The 12,825-nt window shown below is 55.8% G+C and carries 9 protein-coding genes; 3 read left to right on the top strand and 6 right to left on the bottom strand.

Annotation, left to right across the window (positions count from 1 at the left end; all coding sequences use genetic code 11):
• Window positions 1–112: 112 nt before the first annotated feature.
• Together guaA and guaB are read right to left on the bottom strand one after the other, a co-directional pair.
• Window positions 113–1,693 carry a glutamine-hydrolyzing GMP synthase gene (gene guaA, locus ACLRGG_RS03005; protein ID WP_416248359.1) on the bottom strand — a complete coding sequence of 527 codons (1,581 nt, stop codon included), beginning with the start codon at window positions 1,691–1,693 and terminating at the stop codon, window positions 113–115.
• A gap of 156 nt (window positions 1,694–1,849) precedes the next feature.
• Window positions 1,850–3,316, bottom strand: coding sequence for an IMP dehydrogenase (gene guaB, locus ACLRGG_RS03000; protein ID WP_416248358.1), 1,467 nt, complete (start codon window positions 3,314–3,316; stop codon window positions 1,850–1,852).
• Window positions 3,317–3,487: 171 nt separating this feature from the next.
• Between guaB and xseA the strand changes: the two genes are divergently transcribed.
• From xseA to ACLRGG_RS02985, 3 genes are all read left to right on the top strand, one after another.
• Complete coding sequence (gene xseA, locus ACLRGG_RS02995; protein ID WP_416248357.1) at window positions 3,488–4,858, top strand: exodeoxyribonuclease VII large subunit; 1,371 nt, start codon at window positions 3,488–3,490, stop codon at window positions 4,856–4,858.
• Window positions 4,859–4,978: 120 nt separating this feature from the next.
• Entirely contained in the window at window positions 4,979–5,995 is a 1,017-nt protein-coding gene (locus ACLRGG_RS02990) for a M4 family metallopeptidase (protein WP_416248356.1), read from the top strand.
• Window positions 5,992–6,324: a protealysin inhibitor emfourin gene (locus ACLRGG_RS02985; protein ID WP_416248355.1), complete on the top strand. Its 333-nt coding sequence runs from the start codon at window positions 5,992–5,994 to the stop codon at window positions 6,322–6,324. Before ACLRGG_RS02990 ends, ACLRGG_RS02985 begins: the two co-directional genes overlap by 4 nt.
• A gap of 82 nt (window positions 6,325–6,406) precedes the next feature.
• Here ACLRGG_RS02985 and ACLRGG_RS02980 read toward each other — a convergent pair whose 3' ends face one another.
• The 4 genes from ACLRGG_RS02980 to ACLRGG_RS02965 form a co-directional block, all read right to left on the bottom strand.
• Window positions 6,407–8,839, bottom strand: a complete 2,433-nt coding sequence (locus tag ACLRGG_RS02980) for a glucose/quinate/shikimate family membrane-bound PQQ-dependent dehydrogenase (RefSeq protein ID WP_416248354.1) — start codon at window positions 8,837–8,839, stop codon at window positions 6,407–6,409.
• A 464-nt stretch (window positions 8,840–9,303) separates the two neighbouring features.
• Window positions 9,304–10,794 carry a ribosome biogenesis GTPase Der gene (der, locus tag ACLRGG_RS02975; RefSeq protein WP_416248353.1) on the bottom strand — a complete coding sequence of 497 codons (1,491 nt, stop codon included), beginning with the start codon at window positions 10,792–10,794 and terminating at the stop codon, window positions 9,304–9,306.
• Between the two features lie 175 nt (window positions 10,795–10,969).
• Entirely contained in the window at window positions 10,970–12,151 is a 1,182-nt protein-coding gene (gene bamB, locus ACLRGG_RS02970; RefSeq protein ID WP_416248352.1) for an outer membrane protein assembly factor BamB, read from the bottom strand.
• Window positions 12,152–12,196: 45 nt separating this feature from the next.
• Window positions 12,197–12,817, bottom strand: coding sequence for a YfgM family protein (locus tag ACLRGG_RS02965; protein ID WP_416248351.1), 621 nt, complete (start codon window positions 12,815–12,817; stop codon window positions 12,197–12,199).
• Window positions 12,818–12,825: the final 8 nt, after the last annotated feature.

Below are 12,825 nucleotides of genomic sequence, written 5' to 3'. Positions count from 1 at the left end.
CGTTGCTAAAAGCTGCCAGAAAGTGCCAGACACAAAAACAAAAAAGCCCGCAGTTACGCGGGCTTAGAGGTACTTTACTGCTTTTACGTGCAGGCAGTTGCCAGACGCGAAATCATTCCCACTCAATCGTCGCCGGCGGCTTACCGGAGATATCGTAAACGACGCGGGAAATGCCGTCGATTTCGTTGATGATACGGTTTGAAACACGACCCAGGAATTCGTAAGGCAGATGCGCCCAGTGAGCGGTCATAAAGTCGATGGTTTCCACCGCGCGCAGGGAAACGACCCAGTCATATTTACGACCGTCGCCCATGACGCCGACGGAACGTACCGGCAGGAAGACGGTAAAGGCCTGGCTGACCTTGTTGTACAGATCGGCTTTATGCAGCTCTTCAATAAAGATGGCATCTGCACGACGCAGCAGATCGCAGTACTCTTTCTTCACTTCACCCAGTACGCGCACGCCCAGACCCGGTCCCGGGAACGGATGGCGGTAAAGCATATTGTACGGCAGGCCCAGCTCCAGGCCGATTTTGCGCACTTCATCTTTGAACAGCTCTTTTAACGGTTCAACCAGGCCCAGCTTCATCTCTTTCGGCAGGCCGCCGACGTTGTGGTGCGATTTAATGACGTGGGCTTTACCCGTCGCGGAAGCAGCCGATTCAATCACATCCGGATAGATGGTGCCCTGCGCCAGCCATTTCACATCGGTCAGGCGGGTTGCCTGCTCGTCGAACACTTCCACAAATACGCGACCAATGGTCTTGCGTTTTGCTTCCGGTTCGTCAATGCCCGCCAGCGCATCAAGGAAACGTGCCTCAGCGGGAACGTGAACAATATTCAGGCCGAAGTGGTCGCCAAACATATCCATAACCTGTTCGGCTTCGTTAAGGCGCAGCAGGCCGTTATCGACAAACACGCAGGTCAGACGATCGCCGATGGCGCGGTGCAGCAGCATGGCCGTGACCGATGAATCCACCCCGCCCGACAGGCCAAGGATCACTTTGTCATTGCCGACCTGCTCGCGCAGGCGATCGACGGCGTCCTCAATGATTTTGGCCGGCGTCCACAGCATTTCGCACTGGCAGATATCGCGTACGAAACGCTCCAGCAGGCGCAGCCCCTGCCGCGTATGGGTCACTTCCGGGTGGAACTGCACGCCGTACAGGCGCTTCTCTTCGTTAGCCATAATGGCAAACGGGCAGGTCTCGGTGCTGGCGACGGTGACAAAGTCTGACGGGATGGCGGTAACCTTGTCGCCGTGGCTCATCCAGACGTCCAGCAGAGGTTTACCCGCCTCGCTGAGCGAGTCTTCGATATCGCGGGTGAGCGCACTGTCTACCCCCAGTTCGACCTGCGCATAGCCGAATTCACGCTCGCTTGACCCTTCTACCCTGCCGCCGAGCTGGAGCGCCATGGTCTGCATGCCGTAGCATACGCCCAGTACCGGAACGCCGGCGGTGAACACATATCCTGGCGCACGCGGGCTGTTATGTTCGGTGGTACTTTCCGGGCCACCGGAAAGAATGATGCCGTTCGGGTTGAACTGGCGGATCTGCTCTTCGGTAACGTCCCAGGCCCAGAGCTCACAGTAAACGCCCAGCTCGCGCACGCGACGTGCAACCAGCTGCGTATATTGAGAACCAAAATCCAGGATCAGTATGCGATGTTTATGAATATTTTCCGTCGTCATTTAAGGCGTTTTCCGGCAAAGAAATGAATATAAAAATCGATCGGTTCCGTACGGCAGGTGACAACCAGGGGTTTTACTCGTCGCGCCGTGGACAGATGATCAATAAGCAATGCGGACGGCGAACGGCAGCACGCTGTGCCGTTCGCCGCAGCCATATCAGGAGCCCATGCGGTAGTTTGGAGACTCTTTAGTGATGGTCACATCGTGCACGTGGCTTTCCGAGATCCCGGCGCCGCTGATGCGAACAAACTCCGCTTTGGTACGCAGTTCGTCGATAGTAGCACAGCCGGTAAGGCCCATACAGGAACGCAGGCCGCCCATCTGCTGGTGTACGATCTCTTTAAGCAGGCCCTTATAGGCCACGCGGCCTTCAATCCCTTCCGGCACCAGCTTATCGGCAGCGTTATCGGTCTGGAAATAGCGATCGGATGAGCCTTTGGACATCGCGCCCAGCGAACCCATGCCGCGATAGGATTTGAAAGAACGCCCCTGATACAGCTCGATCTCACCCGGTGACTCATCGGTACCGGCCAGCATCGAACCGACCATCACCGCAGAGGCACCTGCGGCAATAGCTTTCGCAATATCGCCGGAGAAGCGGATACCGCCGTCAGCAATAACCGGGATCCCGGTTCCTTCCAGCGCCGCTACCGCGTCAGACACGGCGGTGATCTGCGGTACGCCCACGCCAGTCACAATACGCGTGGTACAGATTGAGCCAGGGCCGATGCCGACTTTCACCGCGCTTACGCCCGCTTCCACCAGCGCCAACGCGCCAGCACCGGTCGCCACGTTGCCGCCCACGATTTGCAGATCGGGGTATTTGGTGCGCGTTTCGCGAATGCGCTGGAGTACGCCTTCGGAGTGACCGTGTGATGAGTCAATCAGCAGCACATCCACCCCTGCCGCCACCAGCGCGTCCACGCGCTCTTCGTTACCGGCACCGGCGCCTACGGCGGCACCCACGCGCAGGCGGCCATGTTCGTCTTTACAGGCGTTAGGCTTACGCTCGGCTTTCTGGAAGTCTTTGACAGTGATCATCCCCAGCAGATGGAAGCTGTTATCCACCACCAGCGCTTTTTCAACGCGTTTTTCATGCATCTTATGGAGGACAACTTCGCGGGATTCGCCTTCGCGCACGGTCACCAGACGCTCTTTCGGCGTCATCACCGCCGATACCGGCTTGCTTAAGTCGGTAACAAAACGCACGTCGCGACCGGTGATAATCCCCACCAGCTCGTTATCACCGTTCACCACCGGATAGCCCGCAAAGCCGTTACGCTGGGTCAGCGCCTTCACCTCGCTCAGCGCGGTGGTCGGCAGCACGGTTTGCGGATCGGTCACTACGCCGCTTTCGTGCTTCTTCACCTTACGAACTTCTTCTGCCTGACGTTCAATAGGCATATTCTTGTGAATAAAACCCAGTCCCCCCTCCTGCGCCAGCGCAATGGCCAGGCCCGCTTCGGTAACGGTATCCATAGCAGCGGAGAGCATGGGGATGTTCAGGCGAATGGTTTTAGTGAGCTGGGTGCTGAGGTCGGCCGTGTTAGGTAATACAGTCGAATGAGCGGGAACGAGCAGGACGTCGTCAAATGTCAGGGCTTCTTTAGCGATTCTTAGCATGGCAATATCTCAACCTCAGGGTGCGTGAGAACAATTTAAAATATTGCCGCGGCATTATACAGGCCGTAATCGATTGCCTCCAGCATTATTTACGAAAAAACCTTGATCCCCTCAATGAGCCATGTAGTATCGGTTGATTAACCCTCTGATTTAAAGTTTGATCTTCATCACATGTCGCTACCGCCAACCGCCAATATATTTACCGTCAGCCGTCTTAATACCACGGTACGTAAGCTGCTGGAAATGGAAATGGGCCAGGTCTGGCTGAGCGCCGAGATCTCCAATTTCTCCCAGCCCTCTTCGGGTCACTGGTATTTCACCCTGAAGGATGATGGTGCCCAGGTGCGCTGCGCCATGTTTCGCAACAGCAACCGACGCATAACATTCCGTCCGCAAAACGGTCAGCAGGTGCTGGTGCGGGCAACCATTACGCTCTATGAACCGCGTGGTGACTATCAGCTGATTGCGGAGAGCATGCAGCCCGCAGGTGACGGTTTACTGCAACAGCAGTTTGAGCAGCTTCGTCAGCGGCTGACAAGCGAAGGACTTTTTGACCAGCAGGCTAAGCAGCCGCTGCCCGCCCCGGCCCGCCAGGTCGGCGTGATTACCTCTGCTACCGGTGCCGCGCTGCATGACGTGCTGAGAGTGCTTCACCGACGCGATCCGTCACTGCCGGTAGTTATCTATCCCACGCCGGTTCAGGGCGCAGAAGCGCCAGCCAGCATCGTGCGCGCCATCGAAATGGCTAACGCGCGCGCCGAGTGTGACGTACTGATTGTGGGACGCGGTGGCGGTTCGCTTGAAGATCTCTGGAGTTTTAACGATGAGCGGGTGGCGCGCGCTATCTTTGCCAGCCGCATTCCCATTGTCAGCGCGGTCGGCCATGAGACCGACGTAACCATCGCCGATTTTGTTGCTGACCTGCGCGCGCCCACGCCGTCGGCAGCGGCCGAGCTGGTGAGCCGCAATCAGCTTGAACTGCTGCGCCAGCTACAAAATCAGCAGCAGCGGCTTGAGATGGCGATGGACTACTATCTTGCTCAGCAGAATCGCACCTTTACCCGTCTGCATCATCGTCTGCAACAGCAGCATCCGCAGCTACGCCTGGCTCGCCAGCAGACCGGCCTGATGCGGCTTCAGCGCCGTCTTGATGATGCCATGCAGCTTAATCTGCGTCAGGCGCGACGTAAGCATGAAGGTTCTCTACAGCGCCTGAGCGCTTTCCAGCCGCAAAAGCGAATTCATCGTGCGCAGCAGCAGGTTCAGCAGTGGCAGTATCGCCTGCAGCAGGCGATGCAGCAGCAGATGAACGGCAGTAAACAGCGGTTTTCCACGCTGGCCGCCCAGCTGGAAGGCGTCAGTCCGCTGGCGACGCTGGCGCGTGGCTTCAGCGTAACGACCTCCGCACAAGGCCAGGTGGTGAGAAAAACCCGTCAGATCCATCAGGGGGACAGGCTGAAGACCCGGCTCGACGATGGCTGGGTTGAAAGCGAAGTGACCGCCATTAGCCCACTTAAAGCACCGCGTAAACGCAAAGGTTGAATCGATACACCGTTGCGTGCGGTTAGCAGGCAGTGCCACCTACTTCTGGAAAAGTTTAGGCATACTTATGGTTCGTTAACTATACTTTTTTGACACTTACTGTCGATTAAGGAGTTCCGAATGCATTACGGCGTCATTCCTCCCTATATTTTGCGCAAGATTATAGACAACGGCTCTGATGCACAGCAGCACTGTGCCAGGCAAACGCTGGTCCACGTTCAGGCCCTGATGGCGGAAGAGTGGATCAAACCTCAGGGTGCAAAAACCGCAGCGGCAGGCAAAGTTCAGCGAGAAATCTACGATGCCCAGCAGAAAGAGACGCTGCCCGGCAAGCTGGTGCGTAGCGAAGGCGCCTCGGCCACCGGCGATGTCGCCACCACCGAAGCCTATGATTATCTTGGCGTTACCTACGATTTTTTCTGGCAGGCCTACCAGCGTAACTCTCTCGATAATAACGGGCTGGTGCTGAAGGGAACCGTTCACTATGGCAAAAATTACCAAAACGCGTTCTGGAACGGACAGCAGATGGTCTTTGGCGATGGCGACGGCCAAATCTTCAATCGCTTTACCATTGCCATTGACGTCGTGGGACATGAACTGTCTCACGGGGTGACCGAAACTGAAGCCGGGCTGATCTATTTCCAGCAGGCGGGCGCGCTGAACGAGTCCCTCTCCGATGTGTTTGGCTCGCTGGTGAAACAGTTCCATCTGAAACAGACGGCCGATCGCGCCGACTGGATCATCGGTGAAGGGCTGCTGGCAAAAGGCATTAAAGGTAAGGGACTGCGGTCGATGTCCGAACCGGGTACCGCCTATGACGATCCGCTGCTGGGTAAAGATCCGCAGCCTGCCAATATGAAAGATTACGTCCAGACGCGCGATGATAATGGCGGCGTCCATCTTAACTCCGGTATTCCTAACCGGGCATTCTATCTGGCGGCTAAGGCGCTGGGCGGTCACGCCTGGGAACGCGCGGGCTGGGCCTGGTACGATACCGTGTGTGACAAAACGCTGCCACAAAATGCCGATTTCAAAACCTTTGCAAAACTGACCATCCAGCACGGCAAAAAGCGTTTTGACCAGTCGGTAGGTCAGGCCATTGAGACCGCCTGGAAACAGGTCGGCGTATTGCCATGAGTTCCCTCCCCGAGCTGAGCGACGACGCCGTAATTGATGTTGCGCGCGAAGGCGGTTTTGCTTTCATCCCCCGGCTGGCAGAGCCGAGGCGCATTACGCTTGCTCAGCTTGACGGCGCGCAGAAAGAACATGTGTGCAGTGTGCTCCGTCAGGCACTGGCGTTGGGAACGCCGCCCGGAGAGCAGAGCACTGCCGGGCGCGGTGACCAGCGTTATTATCGCATTGAGATTAGCTATGCCACCCCTCAGCGGATTGGCAATATCGTCCTGCAAATCCCGGAAGATCTGGCACCTCCCGCGCTGGTTCAGCTCTGGCAGCACGGCCAGTAACGTTTCTGAGGTATAAAAAAGCCCCCGCCATCGCTGGCGGGGGCTTTTTATTACGGGTCAACGGGGATCACTTCCCCACGCGTTATTTATCCAGCGCGTAGGCAATCACGTAGTCACCGCGATCCGGTGACTGACGGGCACCGCCGGCGGAAATCAGGATGTACTGTTTTCCGGTTTTAGGCGATTTGTAGCTGATTGGACCGCCCTGGCTACCGACCGGCAGGCGTGCTTTCCACACCTCTTTACCGGTGGCGGTATCAAAGGCGCGCAGGTAGTAATCCTGTGTGCCAGCGATAAACACCAGGCCACCCTGCGTTGCCAGCGTGCCACCAAGCGTTGGCATACCCACCGGCATCTTCACGTGCATTTTGATACCGAATGGGCCGGTATCCTGTACCGTTCCAACCGGTACCTGCCATACCACTTTACGCGTCTTCAGGTCGACCGCAGACAGCGTACCAAACGGTGGCTTCTGGCAGGGGATACCCAGCGGAGACATAAAGCGGTTTTTATTTACCGCATAAGGCGTGCCTTTCAGCGGCACTGCACCCATGCCGGTGTTGATCGCTTCACCGCCGTTGCTACCGCGTGAAATAGCCGCAGTATTAGCAGGGATCATCTGCACCCACAGACCCAGACGCATATCATTAACAAAGATGAGATGGTTATTAGGATCGGTCGAGAGGCTACCCCAGTTCATACCGCCCAGCGAGCCCGGGAAGCTAAGGGCTTTATCAGTGCCGGGTACGGTATACAGGCCATCATAACGCATTGATTTGAAGCCAATACGGCAGGCCAGCTGGTCGAATGGCGTGGCGCCCCACATATCAGATTCAGTCAGCGTTTCGGCACCGATCTGCGGCATTCCGACGGACTTAGGCTGGGTTGCGGTATACTGCTCATTCGGAATATTCCCTTTCTTAACCGGGAACTCCTTCACTTCGGTCAGCGGCTTACCGGTCAGGCGATCCAGCACGTAGATCTGACCTGCTTTGGTCCCAATAACCACGGCGGGTTTAGTGGTGCCATCTTTTTCCGGGAAGTCGATAAGGCTTGGCTGCATCGGCAGGTCGAAGTCCCACAGATCGTTATGCACGGTCTGATAAACCCATTTCTCTTTACCGGTTGTTGCATCAACTGCCAGCACGGATGCGCCATATTTATGGTTAAGCGCCGTACGGGTTGCGCCCCACAGGTCAACGGATGAGCTACCCATAGGCATAAATACGGTATTCATACCCGGATCATAGGACATCGGACCCCATGAGTTCGGCGTACTGCGCACATAGGTTTCGCCGGGCTTCAGCTTCGCCGTTGGGTCATCTTTACCCGGGTCGAACGCCCAGCGCATCGCGCCGGTGATCACATCGAAACCACGGATCACGCCGCCAGGCATATCGGTCTGGACGTTATCCGCCACGCGGCCGCCCACAACCACGGTGGTGCCTGCAAGCGTTGGCGCAGAGGTCAGCTGATATTTAGGATCTTCAGCCTGGCCCAGGCCATCTTTCAGATTGACCACGCCGTGGTCGCCAAAGTTCTGGCAGAACTCACCGTTATCGGCGTTGATAGCAATCAGGCGCGCATCAATGGTGTTCATCAGCAGACGACGCTGACAGGTATCACCCGCCGCCAGTGCAGGCTGAGGAACTGGCGTAGAACCTGGAACGTTGGGCTGAGTCAGCGGTTTCGTTGCGTCGAAGTAAGCCAGACCACGGCAGCGGTTCCAGACTTCAGCCTGGGCGTTGACGATGCGCTTCCAGATCTCTTTACCGGTATCGGCATTAACGGCGATAACGTTGTTGTGCGGGGTACAGAGATAGAGCACATCGCCAATCTGAAGCGGCGTCTGCTGATCTTCTGCACCGTTGCCCGTAGGGCTTTCAGGGATATCACCCGTGTGATACGTCCAGGCAACCTTCAGGTCTTTCACGTTATCGCGGGTAATCTGATCCAGCGCGACGAAGCGGCTACCGCCCGGCGTGTTGCCGTAGTTATCCCAGTTTTTTTGCTCAGCGGCTTTATTCAGCGGAACCAGCGGCAGCTCTTTTCCGTCGGCAATGGGTGAGTGCGGCTGAAACATCTGCACGAAGGTGGCGACCATACCGATAGCGACCAGCGCGGCGATGGCCCATGCAGGCTTCGTCGCCGGCGTTTTACCTTCGCGCTTACGCAGAGCGGGTAGCGTAACCAGCGCCAGCAGCAGGAAGCCCGCAAGCGTCATCAGGCGTGACACCAGCGGCCAGAAATCAATTCCCGCATCCTGCACGGCCCAGATGGCAGAGCCAATAAAGACCAGCACAAAGAGGGTAACGGCAGAGGATTTACGACGGAAAAATTGAATAGCAGAGAGAACAGTGACGATACCAGCAATCACGAAATACCAGCTGCCGCCCAGGGAAACCAGTTTTCCACCACCGATAACAAAGTAGAGGCCGGTGGCAAGGAACAGCAAGCCCAGCACAAAGCACCACAAGCCCAGCCATTTAGATGACGGGGCGTTCGTTTGAGACATAATAACCATACTCCTGAACTAAATAGGGCCTTAGCACAATCTTCATTCTCTGTCTGTTAGCCACGCGCGACGCTGGGCCAGAAAGAAAAGAACATTATTCTTTAGTCGCTTATTTTAATTAACATTTTGATACGGGTCTTGCCCGTTTCTCGCTAACCAATACCGCAGTTTTCATCCCCTGGTGGAGAACTGTGTCACTCAGCTAACCAAAAAATTGTACCACGCGGTTCGTAAAGCTATAAACATAAAATTAACAAATAACACACTTATAGACCAAAAATCCGCTTTTGAAACGGCAGGGCGGCGTATTAAAGACGGTCCGCTCAGATATTTAACTCTCCCCAATATCTGTAGGGATATTCCGCCCTGTCTGACGGATGCACTTTGAACGATTTGGAAAAGTTGGTGCTCAATTAATTCACTATTAACTTAAAAATAAAGGGGCCATCTGGCCCCTTTATGGTTTAACGTTTGTTCTTTTTCAGGTGACTCATCAGACGTTTACGCTTACGCTGCTGGTTTGGCGTCAACAGATTGCGTTTGCCTGCAAACGGGTTATCACCCTCTTTAAACTGGATACGGATAGGCGTACCCATCACCTCCAGCGAGCGCCGGAAATAGTTCATCAGATAGCGTTTATATGAATCCGGCAGATCTTTGACCTGGTTACCGTGGATCACCACAATCGGCGGATTATAGCCACCAGCGTGGGCGTATTTCAGTTTTACGCGGCGACCCTGAACCAGCGGCGGCTGATGGTCATCAGCGGCCATATTCATAATGCGGGTCAGCATTGACGTATTAACACGTCGGGTTGAACAGTCATAGGCTTCGGTAACGGATTCAAACAGGTTACCTACTCCGCTGCCGTGCAGCGCAGAGATAAAATGCACGCGGGCGAAGTCGATAAAGCCCAGACGCAGGTCCAGAACATCCTTAACTTCATCACGCGCTTCCTGCGTCATGCCATCCCATTTGTTAACCACAATCACCAGTGAGCGGCCGCTGTTAAGAATAAAGCCCAGCAGCGACAAATCCTGATCGGAGATACCTTCGCGGGCATCAATGACCAACATGACGACGTTGGCATCCTCAATGGCTTTAAGCGTTTTGATAACCGAAAATTTCTCAACGGTATCGGTAATTTTTCCGCGCTTACGCACCCCTGCGGTGTCGATCAGAATATATTCACGACCATCACGCTCCATGGGAATATAGATACTGTCACGCGTGGTGCCGGGCATATCGTAAACCACGACGCGTTCCTCGCCGAGGATACGGTTCGTCAGCGTCGATTTACCGACGTTAGGACGACCGACAATGGCCAGCTTGATCGGCAGGTCGAGAGGGTTAAAGTCATCCTCAGCCTCTTCCTGCGCCTCTTCGCTCTCTTCTGCTTCCAGCGCCGCCCAATAGGCTGCGTTCTCTTCTTCCTCGGTCAGCGGCGCCTGCGGCACCACTTCTTCCATCCATGGCAGGAGAACCATCTCCAGCAGGCTGGTTACGCCGCGTCCATGGGAGGCAGCGATAGGGTAAATTTCACCCAGACCCAGCGCATAGAAGTCAACCACGGCAGAATCAGGATCCATACCGTCGGTTTTATTGGCCACCAGAAAGGTGGGTTTCTGACGCGAGCGCAGATGCTGGGCAATGCCCTGATCGGCAGGCATCAGACCGGCGCGGGCATCGACCATAAACAGCACCACGTCAGCTTCCTCAATCGCCAACAGGGACTGCTCAGCCATGCGCGTTTCCACGCCCTCTTCGTTGCCATCAATACCGCCGGTATCAATGCAAATATATTCCCGCCCTTCGACCTCCGCACGACCGTATTTGCGGTCACGCGTAAGGCCAGGAAAATCCGCCACCAGCGCATCTCGCGTGTGCGTGAGACGGTTAAACAGGGTGGATTTTCCCACATTGGGACGCCCGACCAGCGCGACCACAGGTACCATATTGAAGCCTCATTACAAAAATTAAGCGCCTGACATACACCTTATTCTATACGACAAACAAAGGTTGCTGCCGCAAGGGCTCAGGCTGACGGCGTCAAGAATAACACGCCCAGAGAAAAACGAAACGGCCCCTGAAGAATCAGGAGCCGTTACAGAGTGACGCTCTAAGAAGGTATCAGCGGGTAAACGCGTAAACTTCGCCGCCCTTCGCCTGAATTAACAGCTTGTCGCTGGCTACAACTGGCTCGGTCTGGAAGCCGGAGCTGTCGACTTTCTGCTGGGCAACGAAACGACCATCGTCAGTGTTGATCCAGTGCAGATAGCCTTCGCTGTCGCCAACCACAATATAACCGTTGTAGAGCACCGGCGAGGTCAGGTTACGGTGCAGCAGATCGCTCTGACGCCAGACCGTTACGCCCCCTTCCGTGCTCAGTGCCATCACGCGGTCATCCTGATCAACCAGATAGATACGGCCCGCATCAACGATCATATCGTGTACAGAGCCAATTTCACGCTTCCAGAGGATCTGGCCGGAGCGGAGATCCAGCGCGCTGAGATTGCCATTATAGGCCAGCGCATATACCACGCCGTTCAGGACAATTGGCGTGGTATCCACGTCGGACAGGCGGTCGATTTCCGTTGCGCCCGTCGGCTGGGAAATACGCTGCTGCCAGATAATCTGGCCCTGATTCATCATCACCGCGCTGACGCGTCCGTTGTCACCGCCCACAATAGCCGCACCGAAGGCGGTAGCGGGTGCTGACTCACCGCGCAGCGAGAGGGCTGGCACGTCAAGGTTGACCGTCCATTTCACCGCGCCGTTGGTCTGGTCCAGACCCTGCAACATACCGTTGCTGGTGTGGATCAGTACCAGGCCATCGCTGACCACCGGACGCGAGAGAACTTCACCAGCCGCTTTTGCCTGCCAGGCAATAGAGCCGTCGCTGCTGTTAAGCGCATAAACCTGCGCGCGCTCGCTGCCCACGTAGACGTGTCCACCGTCGACGGTTACGCCGCCGGAGAGCAACGCCGAATGATTTTTAGAGAAAAAGCCGGTTTTTTCTGACAGATCGACTTTCCACTGCTCTTTGCCGTCACCCGCGTTTATCGCTTTGACGATACCGAAGCGATCGGCCGCATAAACGGTACTGTCTGCCCAGGCCGGATGCAGGTTGGAATAGAAATCTCCCACGCCGTCACCGACCGACGTGCTCCAGACTTTTTCCGGGGTAAACTGATTTTCTACTTTTGGCAGCGGCGACATTTTGACCACGTCTTCTTCGCCGCTAAACCATGAACATCCGCTAAGTAAGGTGACTGAGATCAGTCCCGGCAGAAGTATCTTACGCAATTCCATGAAATCCCTCTTGAGCCTGTTTGAGGCAATTTAAACCGCCGGACGTTAGCCCGGCAGATTATTCATCTTCATTTGCAGCATCTCTTTCAGCGCCGGTGACGCATCAGAGGCAATGCCTTTACTCCAGGCATCGCGCGCGCCGTGGGTATCACCTTTACTCAGCAGAGCTTCACCGCGTACGTCGGCGACAATCGCTGTCCAGCCATCACCCTTCACGCTGTCGAGGGTTTTTAACACCTCATCCGGCTTCTTCTGTTGCAGCTGAATACGCGCCAGGCGCATGTTCATTACCGCCTGAAGGTTGGCATCGTTGGTATCTTTCAGCCCGACCTGCAGCTGTTCGGCGGCTTTATCCAGCTGATTCGCATCCACGTAGCGCTTAGCCAGGTCCAGCGAGGCCAGCGCACCATAGGTATTGCTGTTTTCGCGGGCAAACTTCGCCGCCGCATCCAGCGTCGCAGGCTTGCTGGCATCAAGCGCGGTCGAAACCTGCTGATAAGACGCCGAGGCCTGACGGCTGCCGCCATCTTCATGGCTGCTCCAGTAGCGCCAGCCTGCCAGGGCACCAATGCCAATAATCACCCCGATAACCAGCGCCTTACCATTCTGGGCAAAGAACTGTTTTACCGCGTCGATCTGTTCGTTTTCGTTGCTATATACTTCCACGCAAACTT

Source organism: Erwinia sp. PPS120 (assembly GCF_047918655.1).
GTDB lineage: Bacteria > Pseudomonadota > Gammaproteobacteria > Enterobacterales > Enterobacteriaceae > Erwinia > Erwinia tasmaniensis_A.
Note: the sequence above shows the minus strand (reverse complement) of the source record. Positions and strands in the feature narration are given on the sequence as shown.